Annotated in this window: 21 protein-coding genes; 12 read left to right on the top strand and 9 right to left on the bottom strand. The window is 71.7% G+C overall.

Features of this window, described 5'->3' with window-relative positions; genetic code table 11:
• Positions 1-134 precede the first annotated feature (134 nt).
• Complete coding sequence (locus ACFVVU_RS17990; protein WP_387790818.1) at positions 135-3,710, bottom strand: CDP-glycerol glycerophosphotransferase family protein; 3,576 nt, start codon at positions 3,708-3,710, stop codon at positions 135-137.
• A gap of 150 nt (positions 3,711-3,860) precedes the next feature.
• On the opposite strand from ACFVVU_RS17990, the gene ACFVVU_RS17985 reads away from it, so the two are divergent.
• Together ACFVVU_RS17985 and ACFVVU_RS17980 are read left to right on the top strand one after the other, a co-directional pair.
• Positions 3,861-4,859 carry a glycosyltransferase family 2 protein gene (locus ACFVVU_RS17985; protein WP_387790816.1) on the top strand — a complete coding sequence of 333 codons (999 nt, stop codon included), beginning with the start codon at positions 3,861-3,863 and terminating at the stop codon, positions 4,857-4,859.
• Between the two features lie 76 nt (positions 4,860-4,935).
• Complete coding sequence (locus ACFVVU_RS17980) at positions 4,936-5,928, top strand: YihY/virulence factor BrkB family protein (protein WP_387790814.1); 993 nt, start codon at positions 4,936-4,938, stop codon at positions 5,926-5,928.
• Between the two features lie 24 nt (positions 5,929-5,952).
• Here the strand turns inward: ACFVVU_RS17980 and ACFVVU_RS17975 are convergent, their stop codons facing one another.
• Positions 5,953-7,161 carry a D-alanyl-D-alanine carboxypeptidase family protein gene (locus ACFVVU_RS17975; RefSeq protein WP_387790813.1) on the bottom strand — a complete coding sequence of 403 codons (1,209 nt, stop codon included), beginning with the start codon at positions 7,159-7,161 and terminating at the stop codon, positions 5,953-5,955.
• Between the two features lie 148 nt (positions 7,162-7,309).
• On the opposite strand from ACFVVU_RS17975, the gene ACFVVU_RS17970 reads away from it, so the two are divergent.
• Positions 7,310-7,567 carry an SCO4848 family membrane protein gene (locus ACFVVU_RS17970; protein ID WP_387790811.1) on the top strand — a complete coding sequence of 86 codons (258 nt, stop codon included), beginning with the start codon at positions 7,310-7,312 and terminating at the stop codon, positions 7,565-7,567.
• A 94-nt stretch (positions 7,568-7,661) separates the two neighbouring features.
• Here the strand turns inward: ACFVVU_RS17970 and ACFVVU_RS17965 are convergent, their stop codons facing one another.
• The 4 genes from ACFVVU_RS17965 to sdhC are packed head-to-tail and all read right to left on the bottom strand — an operon-like array spanning position 7,662 to position 11,096.
• Positions 7,662-8,435: a succinate dehydrogenase iron-sulfur subunit gene (locus tag ACFVVU_RS17965; RefSeq protein WP_344343381.1), complete on the bottom strand. Its 774-nt coding sequence runs from the start codon at positions 8,433-8,435 to the stop codon at positions 7,662-7,664.
• Positions 8,435-10,177, bottom strand: a complete 1,743-nt coding sequence (sdhA, locus tag ACFVVU_RS17960) for a succinate dehydrogenase flavoprotein subunit (protein ID WP_355358578.1) — start codon at positions 10,175-10,177, stop codon at positions 8,435-8,437. Before sdhA ends, ACFVVU_RS17965 begins: the two co-directional genes overlap by 1 nt.
• 38 nt (positions 10,178-10,215) lie before the next feature.
• Positions 10,216-10,707 carry a succinate dehydrogenase hydrophobic membrane anchor subunit gene (locus tag ACFVVU_RS17955; protein WP_355358581.1) on the bottom strand — a complete coding sequence of 164 codons (492 nt, stop codon included), beginning with the start codon at positions 10,705-10,707 and terminating at the stop codon, positions 10,216-10,218.
• Between the two features lie 8 nt (positions 10,708-10,715).
• The gene (gene sdhC, locus ACFVVU_RS17950) at positions 10,716-11,096 is read right to left on the bottom strand and encodes a succinate dehydrogenase, cytochrome b556 subunit (protein ID WP_093861779.1); all 381 of its coding nucleotides are present in this window, start codon (positions 11,094-11,096) and stop codon (positions 10,716-10,718) included.
• Between the two features lie 223 nt (positions 11,097-11,319).
• Here sdhC and ACFVVU_RS17945 point away from each other — a divergent pair, with 223 nt between their 5' ends.
• Complete coding sequence (locus ACFVVU_RS17945; protein ID WP_387790808.1) at positions 11,320-12,150, top strand: hypothetical protein; 831 nt, start codon at positions 11,320-11,322, stop codon at positions 12,148-12,150.
• Between the two features lie 11 nt (positions 12,151-12,161).
• Here the strand turns inward: ACFVVU_RS17945 and ACFVVU_RS17940 are convergent, their stop codons facing one another.
• From ACFVVU_RS17940 to ACFVVU_RS17930, 3 genes are all read right to left on the bottom strand, one after another.
• Complete coding sequence (locus tag ACFVVU_RS17940; protein ID WP_380684591.1) at positions 12,162-12,707, bottom strand: 2-oxo-4-hydroxy-4-carboxy-5-ureidoimidazoline decarboxylase; 546 nt, start codon at positions 12,705-12,707, stop codon at positions 12,162-12,164.
• Between the two features lie 273 nt (positions 12,708-12,980).
• Entirely contained in the window at positions 12,981-14,648 is a 1,668-nt protein-coding gene (locus ACFVVU_RS17935; RefSeq protein ID WP_387790807.1) for an alpha/beta hydrolase, read from the bottom strand.
• 77 nt (positions 14,649-14,725) lie between these two features.
• Entirely contained in the window at positions 14,726-15,469 is a 744-nt protein-coding gene (locus ACFVVU_RS17930) for an SDR family oxidoreductase (RefSeq protein ID WP_380684587.1), read from the bottom strand.
• Positions 15,470-15,574: 105 nt separating this feature from the next.
• Between ACFVVU_RS17930 and ACFVVU_RS17925 the strand changes: the two genes are divergently transcribed.
• From ACFVVU_RS17925 to ACFVVU_RS17890, 8 genes are all read left to right on the top strand, one after another.
• Positions 15,575-17,215, top strand: coding sequence for a methylmalonyl-CoA mutase (locus ACFVVU_RS17925; RefSeq protein ID WP_387790805.1), 1,641 nt, complete (start codon positions 15,575-15,577; stop codon positions 17,213-17,215).
• Positions 17,216-17,447: 232 nt separating this feature from the next.
• Positions 17,448-18,701: an amidohydrolase gene (locus tag ACFVVU_RS17920; protein ID WP_387790804.1), complete on the top strand. Its 1,254-nt coding sequence runs from the start codon at positions 17,448-17,450 to the stop codon at positions 18,699-18,701.
• A 269-nt stretch (positions 18,702-18,970) separates the two neighbouring features.
• Positions 18,971-20,032: a BMP family protein gene (locus ACFVVU_RS17915; RefSeq protein WP_380684590.1), complete on the top strand. Its 1,062-nt coding sequence runs from the start codon at positions 18,971-18,973 to the stop codon at positions 20,030-20,032.
• A 350-nt stretch (positions 20,033-20,382) separates the two neighbouring features.
• Positions 20,383-21,888: an ABC transporter ATP-binding protein gene (locus ACFVVU_RS17910; RefSeq protein WP_380688801.1), complete on the top strand. Its 1,506-nt coding sequence runs from the start codon at positions 20,383-20,385 to the stop codon at positions 21,886-21,888.
• A 4-nt stretch (positions 21,889-21,892) separates the two neighbouring features.
• Positions 21,893-23,083 (top strand): ABC transporter permease, encoded by a 1,191-nt coding sequence (locus ACFVVU_RS17905; protein WP_380688795.1) that lies wholly within the window; start codon positions 21,893-21,895, stop codon positions 23,081-23,083.
• Positions 23,080-24,348 (top strand): ABC transporter permease, encoded by a 1,269-nt coding sequence (locus tag ACFVVU_RS17900; RefSeq protein WP_387790801.1) that lies wholly within the window; start codon positions 23,080-23,082, stop codon positions 24,346-24,348. Before ACFVVU_RS17905 ends, ACFVVU_RS17900 begins: the two co-directional genes overlap by 4 nt.
• Positions 24,345-24,743: a cytidine deaminase gene (locus ACFVVU_RS17895; protein ID WP_380688799.1), complete on the top strand. Its 399-nt coding sequence runs from the start codon at positions 24,345-24,347 to the stop codon at positions 24,741-24,743. The genes ACFVVU_RS17900 and ACFVVU_RS17895 overlap by 4 nt, the downstream gene beginning before the upstream one ends.
• Positions 24,744-24,863: 120 nt before the next feature.
• The gene (locus ACFVVU_RS17890; protein ID WP_380687887.1) at positions 24,864-26,141 is read left to right on the top strand and encodes a thymidine phosphorylase; all 1,278 of its coding nucleotides are present in this window, start codon (positions 24,864-24,866) and stop codon (positions 26,139-26,141) included.
• Positions 26,142-26,164 lie beyond the last annotated feature (23 nt).

Here is a 26,164-nt window from a genome sequence, read left to right as displayed (position 1 = left end):
TAATTAGCTGTTGAGTTCCATTCGGAGACGCCAGTTCGAAATTCCGGAATTGCCGGCCGGAAAACGCCGGAGGCGCCCGGCGCGGTGTTCGCGTCGGGCGCCTCCGGTACCGGCGGTCGGGCCGGTCGGGCCGGTTAGGCCTCGCGGCTCAGCATGGCGTCCACGGCCCGGGCGGCGGCGCGGCCGTCGTCCAGGTCGCAGTACTTCGCGCGGAACGCCGCGTACTTCTCGGCGTACTCGGTGCTGATCTCGTCCACCCGGCCGAGCGCCGCGACCACGTCCTCGGAAGTGGCCAGCAGAGGGCCGGGCGCCTCCGCCTCGAAGTCCAGCGAGAAACCGCGCAGGTTGTCGCGGTAGTGCGCCAGGTCGTAGGTGAAGAACAGCACCGGCTTGCCGGTCGCGGCGAAGTCGAACGTCGACGCCGCGTAGTCGGTCACCAGCACGTCGGCGACCAGCAGCAGCTCCGCCATGTCCGGGTAGCTGCTGACGTCCCAGAGGTAGCCGTTGCCGGCGCCGGGGATCTGCTCACGGACGTTGGAGTGCCGGCGGACCAGCAGCACCTGGTCGTCGGCCAGCGCGGCCCGCGCGGCGTCCAGGTCCAGCTGGAGGTTCAGCTGGTAGCCGCCGTAGTGGCGGCGTCGGTCCTCGCGCCAGGTCGGCGCGTACAGCACGATCTTCTTGCCCTCGGGCAGGCCGAGCCGCTCGCGCACCTGCTCCGCGGTCTTCTCCCGGTCGGCGGAGAAGAACAGGTCGTTGCGCGGCAGGCCGCTCTCCAGGATCTCGCCCTTGAAGTCGAAGGCGCGGCGCAGCACCGGGGCCGCCCAGGTGCTGCCGGCCAGCAGGATGCTCCAGTTCGGAACCTCCTTGGCGAGGCCCTTCAGGTAGTGCGCGTCGGTGAACCAGACCTTCTCGAAGTCGTGGCCGACCTGCTTCAGCGGTGAGCCGTGCCAGGTCTGCAGCACGATCTGGCCGGGCCGGCGGACGAAGAAGTCCGGCAGGTGCGCGCTGGTGACGACGTACTTGGCGGTGGCCAGCGCCTCGAACCACTCCGGGCTCCAGAGCCGGACGGAGCCCGCCGACTGCGGCAGGTCCGCCTGCAGGTCGTCGGTGCCCCACAGGTGCTCCAGCGGCAGGCCGCGGCGCACCAGCTCCTCGTGGATCGCCCGCGGCGAGTCCGCGTAGAGACCGCCGAGCGCGACGTTGTAGAGCACGGTGTCGCGCAGCGGCAGCCGGCGGGCGGCCGGGTAGTCGACCGTGCGCAGCTGGCGCTGGCGCCAGCCGCTGCGCTCCTCCGGAAGCAGTATGTTCTCCGACTCCAGCTGCAGGCCGTCGTGGTGGCGGCGCTCCAGCACGATCCGCTTGCCGCGGGCCTCCACCTCCAGCGGCAGCGAGTTCCAGCACTCGGGCGCGATCAGCGCGTAGGAGGCCATGTCGGGGTGGAAGGTGGCACCGACCGGGCGGAACGAGATGTTCCAACCACCCTGGGCCAGCGGCACGTTGCCCGCGAAGGACGCGGTCGGCACGGCCGGCAGCGCGGTGCGGAAGCGGCCGTCGGCGATCTCCACCGGGTAGATGTGCTGCTCCTCGCCCCAGTGGTGGCGGACCACCAGCTCCCAGCGGTGGGTGCCGGGCAGCGGGAAGGTGCCGCTGAGCAGGAAGCCGTCCGCGCCGCGCGCGGTGACCTCGTGCACTATCGGCTGCAGCAGCTGGTCCAGGAACTGCAGGTAGCCGCCGGGGGAGGGCTTGCTGTAGAGGGCGCGGCGCTGCTCGGGCTCGGCGTCCGCGTTGAGCACCAGGTTGAGCTGCTTCGGCGCGTTGCGGTCGTCCCAGGAGAGCGGCACGGCGGTGCCGTCGGCCAGCACCAGGTGGGCGTCCCAGCGGTCGCGGGCGCGCTCCTCGGCGATCGGGTCCAGCTCGGCCCAGCTCTCGCGGACCTCGGTCAGCTCGGGGATCGCGAAGGAGGCGCGGAACGGCTGCAGGCCGCCGACCTGGGTGCCCGCGGACACCGGGAAGAACAGCTCGCGCTCGGACTCGACGTGGGTGAGCCGCATCCGGGCCCCGGCCAGCCGGACGCCGGAGCGGGCAGCGCCGGCGACCTCGACGGTGTCGTCCTGCGCGGTGATCCCGGTCACCCGGACCCGCACGTTCTCCACCCGCAGGTAGACGCTGCCGTCGCGGACGAACGGCACGATCCGCACGTCCGGCTCGACCCAGTGCGAGGGCTGGTAGAGCGCCGTGTCGGCCCAGCCGGCCCAGATCCGGCCCTTGTAGACGCCGCCCTTGCCCGCGCCGGCGACCAGGACGCGCCAGTTGCCGTCCTTCCACTGGCCGCGGTGCTTGAGCTTCTCCGGGTCGACGGAGACGGTGAAGCCGGCCCAGTCGCAGTTGTAGAGGTCGTGGTGGTTGGTGGCGGTGGCCTCGGGGCTGTACTGGGTCTTCATCGGCACGGCGATGACCCGGCGGCCCTTGGCCTCGCGCAGCACCAGGGTGCGGACCATGTCGTGCTTGTTGGCCGCGCCCAGCTGCTCCGGGTACGCGTGGCCGGTCAGCTGCAGCCGGCCGCCCTCCCAGTGCGCGTCGTAGAGCCGGCTGCGGATGACGGTGGAGTTGCGCAGGCTGAGCAGGCCCGACGGCACGCTCTTGCGGCCGCCGCGCAGGAACGGGTAGTCGGCGTACGGGCGCAGCAGGCCCTTGGCGATGACGCCGCCGTTGCTCTCGCCCTCGTACTTGATCTGCTCGACGAACTCGTCGATCCGGCCCTGCAGGGTCAGGTGGTACTTCAGGCGCAGCGGCGCGCGCAGCTTCTTGACCTGCTCCGGGCCGATCGCGCGCAGCAGCCGGCTGACGCACCGGATGTAGGCGTCCCGGTACTCCTTGTCGCCGTCCACGACGGACCAGAAGAACATCGGGATCTCCTCGACGAGGGTGTTCTCGTCGTAGGACTTCAGGTACTCGGCGAAGCGCGGCTCGGTCTGCTTCTTCAGCCAGCCGCGGACCAGCTCGACCGAGGTGACGCGGTCGATCAGGCCCTTCGGGTTGGTGCGCATCTGGGTGATCGACATCTCGCCGACCTCGCGCTCGCGCCAGTGGTAGATCGGCTCGGAGAGCACGTCCACGCTCTTGGCGAGGTAGTGGTGCGGCACGCTGACCGGGGCGTCCTCGTACAGGATGCCCTCGGGGTAGAGGATGCCGGCCGCGTCGAAGAAGGAGCGGCGGTACACCTTGTTCCACGCGGTGCGGTCGGTGACCAGCGAGGGGATCTCGGTGATGTGCGTCTTGAGCACGGTCTTGGCGAACGGACGGCTGTGGCCGCCGGACTGGTAGTAGCCGATCGCGCGGAACCGCAGCACGTTGCCGGTGGCGAAGTCCGAGCCGGTCTCGTCCAGCGTGTTGATCATCAGCTCGTACGCGCTGGGCGGCATCGAGTCGTCGCTGTCGACGAAGCAGAGGAACTCGGCGTCCGGGTCGATGTGCCGGATGCCGGTGTTGCGGGCCGCGCCGAGGCCCTTGTTGACCTGGCGGACCAGCCGGAACCGGGAGTCCTTGGCGGCGTACGCCTCGGCGAGCGCGGCACTGGTGTCCTTCGAACCGTCGTCGACCATGACGCACTCGAAGTCCGTGAACGTCTGGGCGGCGATCGAGTCGAGGCACTCCACGAGGTAGCGCTCGACGTTGTAGATCGGGACGACGATGGAGAGGCGGGGAGCCATCGGCTACGCAGGCCTTTCTCGGGAAGGAGCGTGGCAGCCCGGTTCGGGGTCTGACCGCACTTTGATCGGTGCGTACGTGCCCGTCGATCCTACCGTCCGGCCCGCGGACCCCCGGGGCCCTGGGTCGAACGCCCCCACTACCCTGGGGCCATGCCCCGCTTCAGTGTGATCGTCCCGGTTTACAAGGTCGAGGAGTACCTCCCCGAGTGCCTCGCCTCGGTGCTCGGCCAGGACGGCCCGGGCTTCGAGCTGATCGCGGTGGACGACCGCTCCCCGGACGGCTGCGGGGCCCTGCTCGACGAGGCCGCCGCCCGCGACCCCCGGGTGCGGGTGCTGCACCTGCCGGAGAACGTCGGCCTCGGCCGGGCCCGCAACGCCGGCCTGGAGGTCGCCACCGGCGACTACGTGCTCTTCCTGGACAGCGACGACACCCTGACCCCCGGTCTGCTCAAGGCGGTGCACGACCGGCTCGCGTCCGGCGGCGACCCGGACGTCCTGGTCTACGACTACGCCCGCACCTACGCCGACGGCCGGGTCGTCCGGGCCGCCTCCGCCAAGGTCTTCGGCGCCCCCTCCCGGGACGTCTTCGACCTCGCCGACCGCCCCGAGCTGCTCGAACTGCTCCAGGTGGTCTGGAACAAGGCCTACCGCCGCGACTTCGTCACCGCCCAGGGCCTGACCTTCCCGGCCGGCTACTACGAGGACACCCCCTGGACCTACCCGGCGCTGCTCGCGGCCCGGAGCATCACCCTGCTCGACCGGGTCGGCGTGCACTACCGCCAGCGCCAGGAGGGCGGCAACATCCTGGCCACCGCGAGCCGCAAGCACTTCGACGTCTTCGGCCAGTACGACCTGGTCTTCGCGTTCCTGGACGGCCGCCCCGACCTGGACCGCTGGCGCCCGGTGGTCTACGGCCGGATGCTGCACCACCTCAACACCGTGGTCTCCCGCCCGGGCCGGGTCCCGCCCGGCGACCGCCGGGAGTTCTTCCGCCGCGCCGCCGAGCACTGCGCCCGGCTGCGCCCGGCCGGCTACCGCGCGCCCGGCGGGGTGGCCGGGCTGCGCACCGAACTGCTCGGCCGCGGCCGGTACACCGCGTACCAGGCGGTCCGGGCGCTGGGCCGGGCCCGGCGGATGGTCCGCGGCTGAGGCCCGGACGGCCGGGACCCGGACGGGCGGCCGAGCCTGACGCCCGTTCGGGGGAACATCCGGGTATAACCGGACGGTGGACTTCCTGACCCGCCTTCCGGTGATCGGCCCGCTCGTCGCCCGGGTGCTGCGCAGCCGCCCGTACCGCGCCTACGACCACTTCACGGAGCTGCGCGGCAACCGGCTGGCCGGCGCGGTCACCTTCTTCGGTTTCCTCGCCCTCTTCCCGCTGCTCACGGTCGCGCTGGCGATCGCCGTCGCGACCCTCAGCGACAGCCGGGTGGAGGACCTCCAGCACCGCATCTCCGACCAGCTGCCCGGCATCTCGGACGCGCTCAACCTGCCCTCGCTGGTGGCCAACGCCGGGGCGGTCGGCCTGGTCAGCGGGGTGCTGCTGGTGCTGTCCGGGCTCGGCTGGGTGGACACCATGCGGACCTCGATCCGGGACCTGTGGCAGCTGCCCGCCGAGGAGGGCAACCCGCTGCTGCGCAAGGCCTGGGACTTCGTGGTGCTCGGCGGTCTGGGCCTGGTCTCGCTGGTCTCGCTCGGCGCCTCGGCGGCCGGCACCACGCTGGCGGGCCGGATCGCCGACTGGATCGGCCTGGGCGCCGGCGGCTACCTGCTCACCGCGGCCGGGCTGCTGATCGCGGTGGCCTCGGACATGCTGCTCTTCGCCTACCTGCTGGCGCCGTTCCCGCGGATCGGCCACCAGCGCCGCCGGGACGTCCTGCAGGCCGCGCTGATCGGCGCCGTCGGCTTCGAGTTGCTGAAGATCCTGCTCTCCTCGTACCTCGGCTCGGTCGCCGGGCGGAGCCTCTACGGCGCCTTCGGCGTGCCGGTGGCGCTGCTGCTCTGGATCAACTTCGTCTGCCGGCTGCTGATGTTCTGCGTGGCCTGGACCGCCACCGCGGACCCGGCGGCCGCCCGCGAGCGGGTCCGGGAGCGCGCCCGGGCGATGGTCGAGGCCGCCGACGAGGAGGCCGCCGGGGCGGGCACCGGCGGGTCGGCGGGCGGGCCGGCGGGCGGGCCGGCCCGGGACACGGCCCGGGCCCGGCCCCGGGAGGACTGAGACCGGGCCGGACGCGCCGGCGGATCAGCCGCCGACGGCGCGCCGCCGGAACAGCAGCAGGACGCCCCCGCCACCGGCCGCCAGGGCCAGCCCGACAGCGACCCAGCCGGCCGCGCCGAGCCCCTCGCCCCCGTCCACCCGCGCGGTCGCCGCCGCGGCCGGGGCGGAGTCGCTCGGCGTGGGGTGCGGCGGCGGGGCGGGCGCCCCGGCCGCGCCACCGGCCTGACCGGTCGGCGTCGGCGCGACGGACTCGCCCTCCTCGACCAGCTTCCCGACCGGGGTGACCTTGCCGGCCGCCGCGAAGCCCCAGTCCAGCAGGGCGGCCGTCTCGTCGTAGACCTTCTGGTAGCTGGAGGGGTGCATGACCGTCACCAGCAGGGTGCGCCCGCCGCGTTCGGCGGCGCCGACGAAGGTGGAGCCGGCGTTGGTGGTGAAACCGTTCTTCACCCCGATCAGCCCCGGGTACTTGCCGAGCAGCCGGTCGGTGTTGGCGATGCCGAAGCTGCCGCGCTGGCCGGTGTTCTTGTCCACCGCGCCCGGGAACATCGCGTCGCGGGTCGCGCAGTACGCCCGGAAGTCCGGGTTGCGCAGCCCCGCCCGGGCGAACAGCGTGAGGTCGTACGCCGAGGAGACCTGGCCGTCCGAGTCGTAGCCGTCCGGCGAGACCACGCGGGTGTCCCGGGCCTGCAGCGCATCGGCCCGCGCCTGCATCTCGGCGACGGTCCGCTGCACCCCGCCGTTCATGTGCGCGAGCACGTGCACCGCGTCGTTCCCCGAGCTCAGGAACACCCCGCGCCAGAGGTCCTCGACCTTGTACTCCAGGTCCTCCTTGATGCCGACCAGGCTGCTGCCCGGCCCGATCCCCTGGATCTCCGCGTCCTCCACCTTGTGCACCGCGTTGCGGTCGAACTTGGGCAGCACGGTGTCGGCGAAGAGGATCTTCAGGGTGGACGCGGGAGCGAGGCGCAGATGCGGGTTGCTGGTCGCCAGGACCTCCCCCGAGGCGGCGTCGGCGACGATCCAGGACTGCCCCGTGAGGTCCCCGGGCAGCGCGGGGGCACCGGGCAGCGGGTTCACCTGGACCCCCGGGAGCCCCAGCCGCTCCCCGCCGACCGCGACCGGCGGGGGCGGCGGCTCACCGGGGGCCGCGACGGCCGCCGGGGCGGCGATCAGGAGCGGGAGTGCCGCGACGGGCGCGGCGAGCAGGCGTGCGAGCTTCGAGCGAGTGGGCACCACCAGACGGTACCCAGTCCGGGCCCCCGCCGTCCGCCCCCTTGCCCCTCCGGACCGCAAGGAGGCCCCCACCGTACGCCGAACGGACGCCGAGCATACTGGGAGGGCACACCGTCTTCACCTCCCCGCCGCACCGAGGACCACCCCCATGAAGCTCAGCCGTCGCACCTCCTGGTTCCTGACCGCCTTCGGCGTCTGGTCGATGATCATCTGGACCACCTTCGTCAAGAACCTCTGGAAGGACTCCGGCGGCCAGGCCTTCACCAACGGCGACCACTCCCAGCCCACCGCCTTCTTCTGGGTCCACCTGCTGCTCGCCGTCACCTCCTTCGTCCTCGGCATCGCCGTCGGCACCGTCGGTGTCCGCGGCCTGCGCGCCGGCCGGCGCGAAACCGCCGCCGGCTGACCCGCGGGCCCGGCCTCCCGCGCCGGGCCGGGCAGCGCGAAGGCCCCCGTCCGGCGCGGACGGGGGCCTTCGCGTGTTGCGGGGTGCTCCGGGATCAGAAGCGGCGGGTGACCAGGGCCCGCTTCACTTCCTGGATCGCCTTGGTGACCTCGATGCCACGGGGGCAGGCCTCCGAGCAGTTGAAGGTGGTCCGGCAGCGCCAGACGCCCTCACGGTCGTTCAGGATCTCCAGGCGCTGCTCCGCACCCTCGTCGCGCGAGTCGAAGATGAAGCGGTGCGCGTTGACGATCGCGGCCGGGCCGAAGTACTGGCCGTCGTTCCAGAACACCGGGCAGGACGACGTGCACGCGGCGCACAGGATGCACTTGGTGGTGTCGTCGAACCGCTCGCGGTCCTCGGCGGACTGCAGGCGCTCGCGGGTCGGGTCGTTCCCCTTGGTGATGAGGAACGGCATGACGTCCTTGTACGCCTGGAAGAACGGGTCCATGTCCACGACCAGGTCCTTGAGGACCGTCAGGCCCTTGATGGCCTCGATCGTGATCGGCTTCTCCGGGTTGACGTCCTTGATCAGGGTCTTGCACGCCAGCCGGTTGCGGCCGTTGATCCGCATCGCGTCGGAGCCGCAGATGCCGTGCGCGCAGGAACGGCGGTAGGTGAGGGTGCCGTCCTGCTCCCACTTGATCGTGTTGAGCGCGTCCAGGACGCGCTCCTTCGGGTCCATCTCCAGCTGGTAGTCGACCCACACCGGCTCCGGGTGCTCCTCCGGGTTGAACCGGCGGATCCGGAAGGTGACGGTGATCAGCTTGGTGCCACCGGCCTCGACCGCGTCCAGAGCGGCCGAGTGCTTCTCCACGGTCGGAGTGCTCATCAGTACTTACGCTCCATCGGCTGGTAGCGGGTCTGCACGACCGGCTTGTAGTCAAGGCGGATGGAGGTGCTGCCGTCCTCGGCGACCTCCTGGTACGCCATGGTGTGCTGCATGAACTTCACGTCGTCACGGGTCGGGAAGTCCTCGCGGTAGTGACCGCCGCGCGACTCCTCGCGGGCGAGCGCGGAGACCGCCAGGACCTCGGCCAGGTCGAGCAGGTTGCCCAGCTCGATGGCCTCCAGCAGGTCCGTGTTGTAACGGAAGCCCTTGTCCTGGATGGCGACGTTCTTGTAGCGGACCTTCAGCGCGGCGATGTCCTCGACGGCCTGCTTCAGGGTCGCGCCGGTGCGGTACACCATCGCGTTGGTGTCCATGGACTCCTGCAGCTCCTTGCGGATCTGCGCCACGGACTCGGTGCCGGTGGCCTCGCGCAGGCCGTCGACCAGGTCCTGGACCAGCTGCTCCGGGTTCTCCGGCAGCGGCACGAACTCGTTCGCCTCGGCGAACTCGGCGGCGGCGATGCCGGCCCGGCGGCCGAACACGTTGATGTCCAGCAGCGAGTTGGTGCCCAGGCGGTTGGCGCCGTGCACGGAGACGCAGGCGACCTCGCCGGCCGCGTACAGGCCCGGGACGACCTCGGTGTTGTTGCGCAGCACCTCACCCTCGACGTTGGTCGGGATGCCGCCCATGGCGTAGTGCGCGGTGGGCTGGATCGGGATCGGGTCCGTGTAGGGCTCGATGCCGAGGTAGGTGCGGGCGAACTCGGTGATGTCCGGGAGCTTGGCGTCCAGCTGCTCCGGCGGCAGGTGGGTCAGGTCCAGGTAGACGTGGTCGCCGTCCGGACCGCAGCCGCGGCCCTCGCGGATCTCGGTGTAGATCGCGCGGGAGCAGACGTCACGGGACGCGAGGTCCTTCATGACGGGGGCGTAGCGCTCCATGAAGCGCTCGCCGTCCTTGTTGCGCAGGATGCCGCCCTCGCCGCGGGCGCCCTCGGTGAGCAGGATGCCCATGCGCCAGATGCCCGTCGGGTGGAACTGGAAGAACTCCATGTCCTCCAGCGGCAGGCCGCGGCGGTAGGCCACCGCCTGGCCGTCACCGGTGAGGGTGTGGGCGTTCGAGGAGACCTTGAACATCTTGCCGGTGCCGCCGGAGGCGAACACGACCGCCTTGGCCTGGAAGACGTGGATCTCGCCGGTGGCCAGCTCGTAGGCGACGACGCCGGCCGTGCGGCCCTCGTTGATCAGCAGGTCGAGGACGTAGAACTCGTTGAAGAACTCGACGCCGTGCTTGACGCAGTTCTGGAACAGCGTCTGCAGGATCATGTGGCCGGTGCGGTCGGCCGCGTAGCAGGAACGGCGGACCGGGGCCTCGCCGTGGTTGCGGGAGTGGCCGCCGAAGCGGCGCTGGTCGATCCGGCCCTGCTCGGTGCGGGAGAAGGGCAGGCCCATCTTCTCCAGGTCGAGGACGGCGTCGATGGCCTCCTTGCACATGATCTCGGCGGCGTCCTGGTCGACCAGGTAGTCACCACCCTTGACCGTGTCGAAGGTGTGCCACTCCCAGTTGTCCTCCTCGACGTTGGCGAGGGCGGCGCACATGCCGCCCTGGGCCGCGCCGGTGTGGGACCGGGTGGGGTAGAGCTTGGTCAGGACGGCGGTGCGGCTGCGCTGCGTCGACTCGATGGCGGCGCGCATGCCGGCGCCGCCGGCGCCGACGATGACGGTGTCGTACTGGTGAATCTGCATGGGGGGTTAACTCGCCTCTGGCCTCTGCCGATTTCCGATTAGATGTTCGGGTCGAAGGTGAAGATCACCAGGGTCCCGAGCAGCACGGTGAAGACCGTGGCGGTACCCATGAGGCCCTTCAGCCAGAGCCGGGTGGAGTCCTTCTCGGCGTAGTCGTTGATGACCTGGCGCATGCCGTTGGCGCCGTGCAGCATGGCGAGCCAGAGCATGGTGAGGTCCCAGACCTGCCAGAACGGCGAGGCCCAGCGGCCGGCCACGAAGGCGAAGCCGATCTTGGAAACGCCGCCGTCGAGCACCAGCATGATCAGCAGGTGGCCGAGGATCAGCACCACCAGGACGATGCCGGACAGGCGCATGAACAGCCAGGCCAGCATCTCGAAGTTGGTACGGGTGCGGCGGGGGGTCTTCTTGGTCCGCTGGCGGGCCGGCTCGACCACGAAGGCGTCGGCGGGGTTGCCCGTGCCGAGGCCCTTGCCGGTGTGCGCCTGCGCGGAGGGGACCACCACAGCGTCGGAGATTTCCGTGGACATGTCTCAGATCACTTCCCGAACCAGGAGGTCAGCGTGTGCTGCAGGATCGGGTAGAAGGCGCCGGCCATCAGGACGACCCAGACTCCGACCACGGACCAGAGCATCTGCTTCTGGTACTTCGGGCCCTTCGACCAGAAGTCGACGGCGACGACGCGCAGGCCGTTCAGGGCGTGGAACAGGATGGCGGCCACCAGGCCGTACTCCATCAGGTTCACGAGCGGCGTCTTGTACGTCTGGATGACGGTGTCGTACGCCTCGGGCGACACCCGCACCAGGGCGGTGTCCAGGACATGGGCGAACAGGAAGAAGAAGATGAGGACGCCGGTGACTCGATGAGCCACCCAGCTCCACATGCCTTCCCGGCCGCGGTACAGCGTTCCAGCCGGCACGGAAAAACCCTCCGGAAGCGATTGGGGGCTCGGCCGGCTTCGGTGTCGGTCAGCCCGGCCGGGTACGGTCCACCGGCCGCGAGCATCCTATCGACGCCTTGTCGGGAACCGCCTCCGGGGGGCCGAGGTGTGATCAAAGAGGCACTTCTGGCCTAGCTGGGTGGGAACCAAGGAGCGATTTGCGACGCCGGGTGACGAATTCGTCGCACAGGGTCGCGCTACGGTGGGCGGCCCCGTCCGCGCCGACACCCCCGACGAGGCCCCCGTGCCGCACCCCGCTCCGCGTCCGCCCCGCCCCCTGCTCCTCGCCGCCGCCCTGCTGCTCGCCGCGGGCTGCGCCGCCCCCGCCGGTGAATCGGCCGACCGGGCGTCCTCCACCGCCCCGCCCCGCGAGCTGTCCGCCGCCGAGCTGCGCGCCGCCGCGGTCACCGAGGCCGACCTCGGCCCCGGCTTCACCGTGACGGTGATCACCCCCGGCCGCGGCGCGACCGGTCCGGACGGCGGCCGGGAGGCCGCCGACAAGCCGGTCTGTCAGCCGCTGCTGGACTCGGTGGCCCCGGCGCCGGCCGCCGGCCGGGCGGGCGCGTCGGCCTCCGCCCCGCCGGTGTCGGCGGTGCCGTCCGCCGAGACCGATCTGAGCGTGGCCCTGGCCGGCAATCCGGCGGGCAGCCTCTACGGGGCGCTGCTCGGCTACCCGGGCGACCGGGCGGCCCGGCTGCACGCGGAGCTGGAGGGGCTGTTCGGCCCGTGCGCGGAGTTCGCCTCGACGGCGCCGCCGCCCCCGGCGGAGAAGGGCCGGGGCGCGACCCGCACCGCGCACCGGCTGAGCCGGCACGACACGCCCACGCCCGAGGGAGCCGACGCGGCGACGGGATTCACCCTGACGAATGAATCGGGCTCGGTGGTGCTCGTCCAGCGTGCCGTCCTGGCGAGGGTCGGACCGGCCCTGGTGGTGTTCAGCACGGTGGGTGTCGGCGCCGAGCCGGCCCCCGCGCCGGACGAGCGGGTCGTCCGGCGTCAGGTGGCCAAGCTGCGGGCGGCCCAGCGGGGCTGAGCGCCCCGCCGTCAGCGGGCCGCCGCCCCCGAGTGGGTGGCGACCAGGTGCTCCAGGCGGTTGAGGGCGATCCGGCGCAGCTCGTCGGCGGCGACCAGGCGCTCCTCGTCGGGGTCGTTGGCGAGACGGGTGCGGATCGAGCCGAGGACGGCGTCGAGCATCTCCTCGGGGTCGATGCCCTCCAGGCAGACCACGAAGACGTGGCCGAACCGGGCCTCGTACGCGGCGTGGGCGGCCCGCAGCGCGGTGTGCGCCGCCTGGCTGCCGGGTGCGCGCATGCCGAGGAGCGGCTGCGGCATCCAGCTCTCGTCCGCCAGCGCCTCGGCCAGGTCGGCCGGACGCAGGTCGTACGAGGCCTCGCTGGCGGCGGCGAGCAGGGACTCTATGTCGGGGTAGGGCCGGTGCACGGTGAGCCGCAGGGCCCACCGGTGACTGCCGCAGCAGGCCAGCAGGGCCTCCTCCGCGGCTCCGGCGTCGGCCTCGTTGAATCGGTGCAACCCGAGGAGTGTCGGCTCGTCCCGGGGGTCGAGCCTCGGTGACGGGATGTCGCTGGCCAGCGGGTCCTCCTCGTGAGGGCGGGAAGGTGCCGGTGAACGGGGGCGGTTGGAGTGGTGGGTGACGCGCCGGTGAAGCCTGGTGAAGTATGAGGCTGCGGAACGGCGTCCAATGCCCGTCCGGCTGTGGCTCAAAGGTAGTTGAGCGCTCATCAGTTGGGGAGGGCGCGGGCGGATTTCATCCGAACGAGCTATCAAGTTGTGACGTTGACACCTCGGTGTCAGCGCCCTCCCCGACGTCAGCGACTACGGCGCGTCACGAGCGCTCCGCGTGCGTCACGAGCACTTCGTCCCGGCGGCCGGCAGCGTTCCCTCGGTGAGGTACGCGGCGTAGGCGGCGTCGACGCAGCCGCTGCCCGAGCCGAAGGCGCCGTGGCCCTCGCCCACCCGGGTCAGCAGGGTCGCGCTCGCGAAGCCCTGGGCCATCTTCTCGGCGGCGGCGTACGGGGTGGCCGGGTCGCCGGTGGTGCCGACGACCAGGATCGGCGCGGCGCCCTCGGCCCGGACGGTGTGCGGCGTCTCGGCCGGCTTGACCGGCCAGTCGACGCACGAGCTGTCGTTCAGGTCCTCGACGGTGACGTTCCTGCCGCGCAGCGGGGCCTGCTCCTTGACCTTCTGCACGGCCTGCTGGGCCTCCTCGGCGGACGGGGCCGGGCGGCCGTCGGCGCAGTTGATCGCCTGGAAGGCGTCGGACTCCGGGCTGTAGTGGCCCTTCTCGTCCCGGCCGTTGTAGTTGTCGGCGAAGAAGAGCAGGTAGTCGCCCCGGCCGCCCTTCATGGCCTGGGCGAGGGTGCCCCGCAGGTTCTGCCAGGAGATCGTCTCGTCGCCGTAGAGCATGGAGCTGACCCCGGTCCAGGCGAGGTTGCTCCCGACCTTCCGGCCGCTGTCGGTGGGGAGCGGGTTCTCCCGCAGGCCGTCCAGGAAGTCGGCGCCCTTCTTGGCCGCCTTGGCGGGGTCCTTGCCGAGGGGGCACTCGGCCGCGTGCTTGGTGGCGCAGTCGACGGCGAAGCGCTGGAACGACTTGTCGAAGCCGATCACCTGGTTGACGAGGCTGTCCGTCTTGTTCTCGGCCGGGTCGACGGCGCCGTCCAGGATCAGTCGGCCGGTGTTCTTCGGGAACTCCTCGGCGTAGAGGGCGCCGATGTAGGTGCCGTAGGAGACGCCCAGGTAGTTGAGCTTCTGGTCGCCGACCGCGGCGCGCAGCACGTCCAGGTCGCGCGCGGTGTTGCGGGTGCCGACGAAGGGCAGCAGCTTGCCGGACTTCGCCTGGCAGGCGGCGATGAGGTCGGCCCGCTGCTGCTCCGCCTGGGCCTTGGCCTTCTGCGGGTCGGCGGGCTCGTCGGCCGCGTTGGCCGCGTCGCGCTGCTTGTCGTCCAGGCAGGTGACCGGCGAGCTCTCGCCGGTGCCGCGCGGGTCCCAGCCGACGATGTCGAAGCGGTTGTGCAGGGTCCCCTGGAAGTCCTTGTCGAAGGTCTTGACCATGTCGACCCCGGAGCCGCCGGGGCCACCCGGGTTGACCATCAGCGAGCCGAGCCGCTGGTCCGGCTTGGCGGCCGGGTTCTTGATCACCGCGAGGTCGAGGGCCTCGCCCGAGGGGTTGGTGTAGTCGAGCGGCACGCGCAGCTTGCCGCACTTCATCAGGGAGATGTCGATCTTCTGCGCGGCGGCCTTGGCGTCCGGCGCGCAGGCGGCCCAGGTGATCTGCTGGCCGTAGAACGGCTTGAGCGCCGGGTCGTCGGCGCCGGTGGGCTTCACCGTCGGGGTGGGCGTCGGCGTCGCGGCCGGGGTCGCGGCGGCGGTCTCGGCGACGGCGCTCGACGGCGCGGAGGCGGCCTGCTCCTGGGCCGGCTTCTTGTCCCCTCCGCACGCGGTCGTGAGGAGCAGGCCGCCGGCCGCGACGGCGGCCAGCAGGAGGTGCGGGCGGGTGGCCCGGTGAATCTTCATCGCACGTGTGTACCACTCGGGGGTGACAGTTCGAGTACTGACCCCCGGCCGGGACACCGCCCGCACCTGCCGGGGCGTCAGAGCTCCCGGTGAACCTTGTGGTTGGCGGCCTGGGCGCGCGGGCGGACCACCAGCAGGTCGATGTTGACGTGCGGCGGCCGGGTGACCGCCCAGGCGACGGTGTCGGCCACGTCCTCGGAGGTCAGCGGCTCGGCGACACCCGCGTACACCGCGGCGGCCTTCTCCTCGTCGCCGCGGAAGCGGGTCACCGCGAAGCCCTCGGACTTCACCATGCCCGGGGCGATCTCGATCACCCGGATCGGCTCCCCGCACAGCTCCAGCCGCAGCGTCGCCGCGATGGTGTGCGCCGCGTGCTTGGCCGCCACGTAGCCGCCGCCGCCCTCGTAGGCGGCCAGCGCGGCCGTCGAGGAGAGCACCAGGACGGTGCCGTCGCCGCTCGCCCGCAGGGCCGGCAGCAGCGCCTGGGTCATGTGCAGCACGCCGAGCACGTTGACCTGGTACATGGCCAGCCAGTCGGCCGGGTCGCCGCTCTCGACGCTCTCCGCGCCGATCGCCCCGCCGGCGTTGTTCACCAGCACGTCCACCCGGCCGACCTCGGCGGCGAAGGCGTCCACGGCGGCCCGGTCGGTGACGTCCAGGGTGTACGCCCGTCCGCCGGTCTCCGCGGCCAGCGCCTCGATCCGCTCGGTGCGGCGGGCGGTCAGCACCACCTCGAAGCCCTCGGCCGCCAGCCGGCGGGCGGTCGCCGCGCCGATTCCGCTGCTGGCACCGGTGACGACGGCCACCTTCTGCTCGGTCATTGCCACTCCTGAGATATCCCGGTCGGTTCAGCCGATCATCTCAAGGCCTTCGGCGCTACATTGCGAGAGGAGTGGACCTGCCCGCCGACCCCCGCGGAGGACGCCATGGCCACCGAACCGCCCGCCGAGCAGCCCGCCGGACCGCCGGCCGAGCCGCGCCGCACCGAGTCCGGCTTCCCGTTCGCCCCGGTGTACGGCCCCGAGGCCCTGGCCGGGTGGGACCCGGCCGAGCGGCTGGGCCGTCCGGGGGAGTACCCGTTCACCCGGGGGATCCACCCGACCATGTACACCGGCCGGCCGTGGACGATGCGCCAGTACGCCGGCTTCGGCACCGCCGCCGAGTCCAACGCCCGCTACCGGCAGCTGATCGCCGGCGGCTCCACCGGCCTCTCGGTCGCCTTCGACCTGCCCACCCAGATGGGCTACGACTCGGACGCCCCGCTCGCCGCCGGCGAGGTCGGCCGGGTCGGGGTGGCGATCGACGGCGTCGAGGACATGGCCGAGCTGTTCGCGGGAATCCCGCTCGGCGAGGTCTCCACCTCGATGACCATCAACGCCCCGGCCGCCGTGCTGCTGCTCCTCTACCAGCTGGTCGGCGAGGCGCAGGGCGTCCCGCCGGCCCGGCTCACCGGCACCGTGCAGAACGACGTGCTGAAGGAGTACATCGCCCGCGGCACGTACATCTTCCCGCCGCAGCCCTCGCTGCGGCTGGTCGCCGACCTCTTCCGGTACTGCCGTGCCGAGATCCCGCGCTGGAACACCATCTCGATCTCCGGCTACCACATGGCCGAGGCCGGGGCCACGCCCGCGCAGGAGATCGCCTTCACGCTGGCCGACGGGATCGCCTACGTGCGCGCCGCGCTGGCCGCCGGGCTCGCGGTGGACGACTTCGCGCCCCGGCTCTCCTTCTTCTTCGTGGCCCGCAGCACCCTGCTGGAGGAGGTCGCCAAGTTCCGTGCCGCCCGCCGGATCTGGGCCCGGGTGATGCGCGAGGAGTTCGGCGCCCGGGATCCGCGCTCGCAGCGGCTGCGCTTCCACACCCAGACCGCCGGCGTCCAACTCACCGCCCAGCAGCCGGAGGTGAACCTGGTCCGGGTCGCGGTGCAGGCGCTCGCGGCGGTGCTCGGCGGCACCCAGTCGCTGCACACGAACTCCTTCGACGAGGCGCTGGCGCTGCCCACCGAGAAGGCCGCCCGGCTCGCGCTGCGCACCCAGCAGGTGCTCGCCCACGAGACCGACGCGACCGCCACCGTCGACCCGTTCGCCGGCTCCTACGCGGTGGAGGCGCTGACCGACGAGATGGAGGCCGTCACGCTCGAACTCATGGCGAAGGTCGAGGAGTTGGGCGGGGCGGTGGCCGCGATCGAGGTCGGCTACCAGAAGGCGGAGATCGAGCGCAGCGCCTACCGGATCCAGCGGGAGACCGAGACGGGCGCGCGCACGGTGGTCGGGGTCAACCGGTTCCGGCTGGACGCCGGGGAGTTGGCGGCCGAGGAGCCCTACCGGCCGCTGCGGGTGGACCCGGCGATCGAGGCCCGGCAGGCCGGTCGGCTGGCCCGGCTGCGGGCGGCCCGGGACGGTGCCGCGGTGGGCCGGGCACTGGACGCGCTGCGCCGGGCCGCCGGGGGCCGGGACAACGTGCTGTACCCGATGCGCGAGGCGCTGGCGGCGCGGGCCACCGTCGGCGAGGTCTGCGACGCGCTGCGCGAGGTGTGGGGCCGGCATGTGCCGGTTGAGCGCTTTTGAGCCAATGTTCCGGGCGCCCGGAACCCCGGCCGAGCCGTCCGCACGGCCGTCAACCGCCCGGTCGAGCGGACCGTGACCTTGATCGCCGACGGTCGTTGCACAGAGCAGGCACCATGGGGAAGGCGGCTGAAACAAGATGTCATACCCACCAGCGCGGCCGGTATGCGCCCATCCGGGGACTTCTTTTCGGGAAGTCGGGCCAAATCCCCCCAACAGGCCTACCCTTGTTGAGATGAACCGTCGTGAGTCCGCCCTGTCGGCCGTCACCCTCACCGCTGCCCGCCCCGCCGCCGGTCTCCGCGACCGGGTACGGGCGCTGGAGCCCGAGCTGATCGCCTTCCGGCGGGACCTGCACCGGCACCCGGAGCTGGGCCGCCAGGAGTTCCGAACCACCGGCCTGCTGCGGGACCGCCTGGTCGCCGCCGGCCTCGCCCCCCGGATCCTCCCGGGCGGCACCGGAATGCTCGTCGACATCGTTCCCGAGTCCGCCCCGCGCGGCGCGGAGTTCCTCGCCTTCCGCGCCGACATCGACGCCCTGCCGATCGACGACGCCAAGACCGACGTCCCCTACCGTTCGAGCGTCCCCGGCCGGGCCCACGCCTGCGGCCACGACGTGCACACCTCGGTGGCGCTGGGCACCGCGCTGGTGCTCGCCGAGTCGGCCCGCTCCGGCGAGCTGCGGCGCCCGGTCCGGATGGTCTTCCAGCCCGCCGAGGAGGTCATGCCCGGCGGCGCGCTGGACGTGATCGCGGCCGGCGGGATGGAGGGCGTCGGCCGGATCTTCGCCGTGCACTGCGACCCCAAGGTGGAGGTGGGCCGGATCGGCCTGCGGGTCGGGGCCATCACCTCGGCCTGCGACCGCCTGGTGCTCCACCTGGACGGCCCCGGTGGCCACACCGCGCGCCCGCACCTGACCACCGACCTGGTCACCGCGGTCGCCCGCACCGCCGCCGAGCTGCCGGGCGCGCTGGCCCGCCGGATGGACCCGCGCTGGGGCGTCTCGCTGGTCTGGGGCCGGATCGCCGCCGGCTCCGCGCCGAACGTCATCCCGCAGCACGCCGAGCTGGAGGGCACCGTCCGCTGCCTGGAGCTGGCCGGCTGGCGGGAGGCGCCGGACCTGCTGCACGAGCTGATCGCCCGGCTCGCCGAGACCTACCGCGCGAAGTGGACGCTCGACTACCACCGGGGCGTGCCGCCGGTGGTCAACGAGGCGGTCTCGGTCGGGCTGCTGGAGGCCGGCATGACCGCGCGCTTCGGCCGGGACGGCGCCGAGGTGGTCGAGGACACCGAGCAGTCGCTCGGCGGGGAGGACTTCTCCTGGTACCTGGAGCACGCCCCCGGCGCGCTGGCCCGGCTCGGTGTGAGGCCCCCGGGTGACAGCACCGTCCGCGACCTCCACCAGGGCCGCTTCGACGTCGACGAGCGCGCGATCGCGATCGGGGTGGAGCTGTTCACCGCGCTGGCACTGGAGCCCGGCACGCTCTGATGCCGTGACGGCCCGAACCGATCGAAACCGGACACCCGCCAAGGGTGTCCGGTTTGTCGCTGATAGAGCGTTTTTTCCTGTTCCGTGCGCGGGATCGGGCGAGTCCGAACCACCGTTTATGGAGCGGAAAAGGGCGCCTGGGCGACCGCGAGACCACGGTTTGGTAACAACCCGAACGCTCCGGCGGCCCGTAACACAACCGTGTTCTACGCGCGTTACGGTGGCGTCCGACCACGCTAATCGGTGGCGTGTGAGAAGGAGATACTCCCTTGCGCCGTACTACTAAGCTCGCCGCGGTTGTGCTCTCGGGTTCCCTGGGCATCGCCTCGCTCGCCGCTTGCGGCGCAAAGAGCAACGACACCAAGGCCTCCGCCGGCTCCTCCGAGGGCGGCCTGAAGGTCGGCATGGCCTACGACATCGGCGGCCGTGGCGACCAGTCCTTCAACGACTCCGCGGCCCGCGGCCTGGACCAGGCCAAGAGCCAGCTGGGTGTCGCGGTCACCGAGGCCGACGCCAAGACCGGTGAGGCGGAGGCCGACAAGGAGACCCGCCTCAAGAACCTGGTCACCGCGGGCTACAACCCGATCATCGCGGTCGGCTTCGTCTACCAGGCCGCCGTCGAGAAGATCGCCAAGGAGAACCCGGGCACCAAGTTCGCGATCATCGACTCGGCCTCCGACACCCAGCCGAGCAACGTCACCTCGCTGACCTTCTCGGAGCAGGAGGGCTCGTACCTGGCCGGCGTGTCCGCCGCCCTCAAGTCCAAGAACAAGCACGTCGGCTTCATCGGCGGCGTGCAGTCCGAGCTGATCAAGAAGTTCGAGGCCGGCTACCGCGCGGGCGTCAAGTCCGTCGACCCGCAGATGCCGGTCGAGGTCACCTACCTGAGCACCCCGCCGGACTTCTCCGGCTTCGCCGCCCCCGACAAGGGCAAGGAAGCCGCGCAGGGCCAGCTCGACAAGAAGGCCGACGTCATCTACACCGCCGCCGGCTCCTCCGGCAACGGTGCCATCGAGGCCGTCGCCAACGCCGGTGCCATGGCCATCGGCGTCGACTCCGACCAGGCCGCCCAGCCCGCCCTGGCGAAGTACAAGAACAACATCATGACCTCGATGGTCAAGAACGTCGACAAGGCCGTCTTCGCCTACATCGAGTCCGCCAAGAAGAACGAGCCCTTCACCGGTGTGAAGAACTTCGACCTCAAGGCCGACGGCGTCTCGCTCGCCACCACCGGCGGCAAGATCGACGACATCAAGGCCAAGCTCGACGAGGCGGCCAACGCGATCAAGGGCGGCAGCACCACCGTCCCGAGCGACCCGTCCAAGCTGTAAGGCTCCAGGGCCTGACCGGACGTCGCCGGAGCTGCCGCCCGCCCGGCAGCGCCTGATGAACGCAACACCAGGGAGGGGCCCGGAAGGGTGCGCGTCGTGCGCACCCCCGGGCCCCGTCCCGTCCCCCCACCCTTTCCCGCTCTTTGGCCCTCCAGCGCAACGACGCGCCTCCAGACCACCAGGAGACCGCCATCACCGCATCCGACCCCGCCCCGAACACGGGCGGTAACCCCAGCGCGGGGACGGCGGCACCGGCCGTCGAACTGCGCGGCATCACCAAGCGCTTCCCCGGCGTCGTGGCCAACCGCGACATCAACCTCACCGTCCGCACCGGCACCGTGCACGCCCTCATGGGCGAGAACGGCGCCGGCAAGTCGACGCTGATGAAGATCCTCTACGGCATGCAGAAGCCGGACGAGGGCACCATCGCGATCAACGGCGAGCTGTGCGAGTTCGGCACCCCGGGCGACGCCATCGCGCGCGGCATCGGCATGGTGCACCAGCACTTCATGCTCGCCGACAACCTCACCGTCCTGGAGAACGTCGCCCTCGGCGGCGAGCACCTGTACGGCATCGGGGCCAGGGCCAAGCAGAAGATCAGGGAGATCTCCGACCAGTACGGCCTGGGCGTGCGCCCGGACGCCCTGGTCGAGGACCTCGGCGTGGCCGACCGCCAGCGCGTCGAGATCCTCAAGGTGCTCTACCGCGGCGCCAAGATCCTCATCCTCGACGAGCCCACGGCGGTGCTCGTCCCGCAGGAGGTCGACGCCCTGTTCGACAACCTGCGCGAGCTGAAGTCCGAGGGCGTCACCGTCATCTTCATCTCGCACAAGCTGCACGAGGTGCTCTCGGTGGCCGACGCGATCAGCGTCATCCGCCGCGGCACCACCGTCGGCGACGCCGACCCGAAGAGCGTCACCGCCCGCCAGCTGGCCGAGCTGATGGTCGGCGCCGAGCTGCCCTCCCCGGAGAGCCGCGAGTCGACCGTCACCACCACCGAGATGCTGCGCGTCGAGGGCCTGCGGATCGCCAAGACCGACGCCGAGGGCATCGAGCGCGTCGTCCTGGACGACATCTCGCTGCGGATCCACAAGGGCGAGATCCTCGGCATCGCCGGTGTCGAGGGCAACGGCCAGGCCGAGCTGGTCGAAGCCGTGATGGGCATGCTCCCGCTGGACGCCGGCAGCGTCACCCTGGACGGCCAGGACCTCTCCGGCAGCCTCACCCGGGCCCGCCGCGAGGCCGGCATCGGCTACATCCCCGAGGACCGCCACCGGCACGGCCTGCTGCTGGAGGCCCCGCTCTGGGAGAACCGGATCCTCGGCCACGTCACCGAGAGCCCCAACTCCAAGGGCGTGCTGCTCGACCCGGCCGCCGCCCGCAAGGACACCCAGCGGATCGTCGAGGAGTACGACGTCCGCACCCCCGGCATCGAGGTCACCGCGGCCTCGCTCTCCGGCGGCAACCAGCAGAAGCTGATCATCGGCCGCGAGATGAGCCACGAGCCCAAGCTGCTGATCGCCGCGCACCCCACCCGCGGGGTGGACGTCGGCGCCCAGGCGCAGATCTGGGAGCACATCCGGGTCGCCCAGCGGGCCGGCCTCGCCGTGCTGCTGATCTCCGCCGACCTGGACGAGCTGATCGGCCTCTCCGACACCATCAAGGTGATCTACCGCGGCCGGCTGGTCGCCGACGCCGACCCGGAGACCGTGACCGCCGAGGACCTCGGCACCGCGATGACCGGCGCCGCCGTCGGCCGCATCGAGTCGGACACCCCGGCCGACGCGGTGCCCTCGGACGCCGTGCCCCCCGCCACCCCCACCGACACCGCCGCCGACCAGCAGGCGGGGGAGTAGCCACATGACCAGTCCCAAGCCCGCGCCCGCCGCGCCCGCCGCGGCCGCTCCCAAGAGCGGCCTGGCCCAGCGGTTCAGCGGCGAGAAGATCGTGCTCGCGCTCGCCGCGCCGGTGCTCGCCGTCGTGCTGTCCGTCGCCATCTGCTCGCTGCTGCTGGCGACCTCCGGCAAGAACCCGTTCGACGCCTGGAACGTGATGATCACGTACGGCACCAAGTCGGACGGCCAGGTGGCCATCATCAACCGGTCCACCACGTACTACCTCGCCGCCGCGGCCGCCGCCTTCGGCTTCCGCATGAACCTCTTCAACATCGGCGTCGAGGGCCAGTACAAGCTCGCCGCGCTGTTCGCCGCCTTCGTCGGCAGCCAGGTCGACCTCCCGGCGATCATCCAGATCCCGCTGCTGCTGCTGACCGCGATGCTGGTCGGCGGCATGTGGGCGGCCGTCGCCGGTCTGCTCAAGGTCTACCGCGGCGTCAGCGAGGTCATCTCGACCATCATGCTGAACTCGATCGCCACCGCGGTGGTCGGTCTGCTGCTCGTCCCCGGCATCTTCGCGCCGGAGAAGGGCACCACCAGCAACTCGATCCAGACCAACCCGATCTCGGAGTCCAGCCGCTTCTTCTCGCTGAACACCGACGGCGGCCCGCTCTGGGGCTTCGTGGTCATCGCGATCGTGGTCGGCGTGGCCTTCCAGTTCACCCTGAACCGCACCCGCTTCGGCTTCGACCTGCGCGCCACCGGCCGCTCGGAGAGCGCGGCCACCGCGTCCGGCGTCAACGTCAAGCGCATGGTCGTCACCTCGATGGTGGTCTCCGGTGCGCTGGCCGGCCTCATCGGCCTGCCGGAGCTGATGCAGAACTCGTACTACTTCGGTCAGAGCTTCCAGGCGGGCCTCGGCTTCCTGGGCATCTCGGTCGCCCTGCTCGGCCGCAACAGCCCGATCGGCATGGTCTTCGCCGCCCTGCTCTTCGCCTTCCTCGACGCCACCGGCTCGCAGCTCCCGCTGCCGCAGAACGGTGAGTTCCCGTTCGAGATCGTCGACGTCATGAAGGGCACCATCGTCATCTGCGTCGTCGTCGCCTACGAGCTGGTCCGCCGCTACGGCCTGAAGCGCCAGCAGCAGCGGGTCGGCGCCGAGCTCGCCGCCCAGGCTGCCGCCGCGGCCGCCCAGAAGAAGGAGGTGTCGGCGTGAGTACAGCTACCGCAGTTCGCGCGAAGACGCCCGGCGGTGCGTCCGCCAAGAAGCGCAAGTTGTCCTGGCCGGTGGTGCTGCTGCTGATCGCGGGCGCCCTGGTGCTGTTCTCCGCCGTCGGCATGATCACCGGCAACCACGCGCTGACCTCCTCCGGCCAGATCACCGCGGCGCTCGGCGCGGCGGTCCCGATCGGCATGGCCGGTCTGGGCGGCCTCTGGTCCGAGCGGGCCGGCGTCGTCAACATCGGCCTCGAAGGCATGATGGTCGCCGGCACCTTCGCCGGTGCCTGGGGCGGCTACCTGGTCAACCCCTGGTTCGGCCTGGTGGCCGGCATGCTCGGCGGCGCGCTCGGCGGTCTGCTGCACGCGGTCATCACGGTGACCTTCGGCGTCGACCACATCGTCTCCGGCGTCGGCATCAACCTGCTGATCCCCGGCATCTGCGCGTACGTCAACCGGATCTACTACAAGGACTACATCTCGGTGGGCGCCGGTGCGAACCAGTCCCCGCCGGCCGATCCGCTGCCGTACCTCACCGTCCCCGGGCTGTCCTCCTGGCTGAAGGAGATCGAGGCCCACCACTGGTTCCTGGTCTCCGACGTCGCCGGTGTGGTCGGCGGCCTGGTCACCAACCTGTCGGTGGTCGTCATCCTGGCCGGCGCGCTGATCGTCGCCAGCTACTTCGCCCTCTGGCGGACCGTCTTCGGCCTGCGGCTGCGCTCCTGCGGTGAGAACCCGACCGCCGCCGAGTCGCTGGGCGTCAACGTCTACAAGTACAAGTACCTGGCGGTCATCGCCTCGGGCGCCTTCGCGGGCCTCGGCGGTGCGTACCTCTCGTTGGTCGCCGCGCACTTCTACAAGGACGGCCAGACCCTGGGCCGCGGCTTCATCGGCCTCGCGGCGATGATCTTCGGCAACTGGATGCCGGGCGGCCTCGCCGTCGGCGCCGGTCTGTTCGGCTTCACCGACAGCCTCCAGCTGCGCGACCCGGAGTCGGTGCACGTGCTGATCCTGGTGGTCGCCATCGCGATGGTGCTGCTGGCGGCGTGGCAGCTGTACCGCCGCAAGCTCACTCCGGCGCTGATCTCGGTGGTCGTCTCCGGCGCGCTGTTCGTCTGGTACTTCACCACCGACGAGGTGCAGCGTCCGCTGATCGTCGCCACGCCGTACGTGATCACCCTGGTGGTGCTCTCGCTGGCCTCGCAGCGGCTGCGGCCGCCGAAGGCCGACGGCCAGATCTACCGCAAGGGGCAGGGCAAGTGACGCCGGGCGCCGACACGGTCGACTGGGCCGCGCTGCGGGCGGCGGCGCGCGAGGCGATGAGCCACGCGTACGCGCCGTACAGCAGGTTCCCGGTGGGCGCCGCCGCGCTGGTGGACGACGGCCGGGTGGTCACCGGGTGCAACGTGGAGAACGCCTCGTACGGGCTCTCGCTGTGCGCCGAGTGCGGACTGGTCTCCGCGCTGCACGCGAGCGGCGGCGGCCGGCTGACCGCGTTCACCTGCGTGGACGGCGACGGGGCGCTGCTGATGCCGTGCGGCCGCTGCCGCCAGCTGCTGTACGAGCACGGCGGGCCCGACCTGCTGGTCGAGCTGCCGTCCGGCGTACGGCCGATGAGCGACGTCCTGCCCGACGCGTTCGGGCCCGAGCGGCTGTAGCGGATCAGCTCTGGCCCTGCCGTTTGTTACGCGCGTAGAGTGTCGCGAGCGGGCCCTGACCCGGGCCGCTCGCGACACTCTTCGCTTTTCTGAACCCCTTCTGGGAGCAATGGAGCAACCATGGACGCCATCTCCGTCATCAGGACCAAGCGCGACCGCGGAGAGCTGAGCGACGCTCAGATCGACTGGGTCATCGACGCCTACACCCGCGGCGAGGTCGCCGACGAGCAGATGTCCGCCCTGGCCATGGCCATCCTGCTGAACGGCATGAACCCGCGCGAGATCAGCCGCTGGACGGACGCGATGATCCGCTCCGGCGTCCGGATGGACTTCTCCTCGCTGGCGCTGCCCACCAGCGACAAGCACTCCACCGGCGGCGTCGGCGACAAGATCACCCTGCCGCTCGCCCCGCTGGTCGCCGCCTGCGGCGCCGCCGTTCCGCAGCTGTCCGGCCGCGGCCTCGGCCACACCGGCGGCACCCTCGACAAGCTGGAGTCCATCCCCGGCTGGCGTGCCCTGCTCTCCAACGAGGAGATGCTGGACGTGCTGCGCTCCACCGGCGCGGTCATCTGCGCGGCCGGTGACGGCCTTGCCCCGGCCGACAAGAAGCTGTACGCGCTGCGCGACGTCACCGGCACCGTCGAGGCCATCCCGCTGATCGCCTCCTCGATCATGTCCAAGAAGATCGCCGAGGGCACCGGCGCGCTCGTGCTCGACGTGAAGGTCGGCTCCGGCGCCTTCATGAAGAACATCGACGACGCCCGCGAGCTGGCCCGCACCATGGTCGGCCTCGGCACCTCGGCCGGCGTCAACACCGTCGCCCTGCTCACCGACATGTCCACCCCGCTCGGCCTCACCGCCGGCAACGCGCTGGAGGTCCGCGAGTCGATCGAGGTGCTGGCCGGCGGCGGCCCCGCCGACGTCGTCGAGCTCACCCTCGCGCTGGCCCGCGAGATGCTGGCCGCCGCGGGCGTGCACGGCAAGGACCCGGCCGACGCGCTGCGCGACGGCTCCGCGATGGACCACTGGCGCCGCATGATCGCCGCCCAGGGCGGCGACGTCGACGCCCCGCTGCCGGTCGCCCGCGAGCAGCACGTCGTCCCCGCCCCGGCCTCGGGCGTGCTGAGCCGGCTGGACGCCTACGCGGTGGGCGTCAGCGCCTGGCGCCTCGGCGCCGGCCGCGCCCGCAAGGAGGACCCGGTGCAGGCCGGCGCCGGCGTCGAGATGCACGCCAAGCCCGGCGACACCGTGGTGGCCGGCCAGCCCCTGCTGACCCTGCACACCGACACCCCGGAGCGCTTCGACTACGCGATCGAGGCCCTCGCGGACGCCGTCGAGGTCGCCCCGGCGGGCACCCCGTTCACCCCGAACCCGATCGTCCTGGACCGCATCGCCTGACGGTCCGGGGGTCTGCTCACGTG

It is taken from the genome of Kitasatospora sp. NPDC057965 (genome assembly GCF_042887135.1).
Classification (GTDB): domain Bacteria; phylum Actinomycetota; class Actinomycetes; order Streptomycetales; family Streptomycetaceae; genus Kitasatospora.
This window is presented reverse-complemented; position numbering and strand designations above follow the sequence as displayed.

Excerpts from the sequence above, each read along its gene's own strand:
- ACFVVU_RS17990 (WP_387790818.1), bottom strand. The coding sequence starts at position 3,710 with ATGGCTCCCCGCCTCTCCATCGTCGTCCCGATCTACAACGTCGAGCGC.
- ACFVVU_RS17985 (WP_387790816.1), top strand. The coding sequence starts at position 3,861 with ATGCCCCGCTTCAGTGTGATCGTCCCGGTTTACAAGGTCGAGGAGTAC.
- ACFVVU_RS17970 (WP_387790811.1), top strand. The coding sequence starts at position 7,310 with ATGAAGCTCAGCCGTCGCACCTCCTGGTTCCTGACCGCCTTCGGCGTC.
- ACFVVU_RS17965 (WP_344343381.1), bottom strand. The coding sequence starts at position 8,435 with ATGAGCACTCCGACCGTGGAGAAGCACTCGGCCGCTCTGGACGCGGTC.
- sdhA (WP_355358578.1), bottom strand. The coding sequence starts at position 10,177 with ATGCAGATTCACCAGTACGACACCGTCATCGTCGGCGCCGGCGGCGCC.
- ACFVVU_RS17955 (WP_355358581.1), bottom strand. The coding sequence starts at position 10,707 with ATGTCCACGGAAATCTCCGACGCTGTGGTGGTCCCCTCCGCGCAGGCG.
- ACFVVU_RS17935 (WP_387790807.1), bottom strand. The coding sequence starts at position 14,648 with ATGAAGATTCACCGGGCCACCCGCCCGCACCTCCTGCTGGCCGCCGTC.
- ACFVVU_RS17930 (WP_380684587.1), bottom strand. The coding sequence starts at position 15,469 with ATGACCGAGCAGAAGGTGGCCGTCGTCACCGGTGCCAGCAGCGGAATC.
- ACFVVU_RS17925 (WP_387790805.1), top strand. The coding sequence starts at position 15,575 with ATGGCCACCGAACCGCCCGCCGAGCAGCCCGCCGGACCGCCGGCCGAG.
- ACFVVU_RS17920 (WP_387790804.1), top strand. The coding sequence starts at position 17,448 with ATGAACCGTCGTGAGTCCGCCCTGTCGGCCGTCACCCTCACCGCTGCC.
- ACFVVU_RS17910 (WP_380688801.1), top strand. The coding sequence starts at position 20,383 with ATGGGCGAGAACGGCGCCGGCAAGTCGACGCTGATGAAGATCCTCTAC.
- ACFVVU_RS17905 (WP_380688795.1), top strand. The coding sequence starts at position 21,893 with ATGACCAGTCCCAAGCCCGCGCCCGCCGCGCCCGCCGCGGCCGCTCCC.
- ACFVVU_RS17890 (WP_380687887.1), top strand. The coding sequence starts at position 24,864 with ATGGACGCCATCTCCGTCATCAGGACCAAGCGCGACCGCGGAGAGCTG.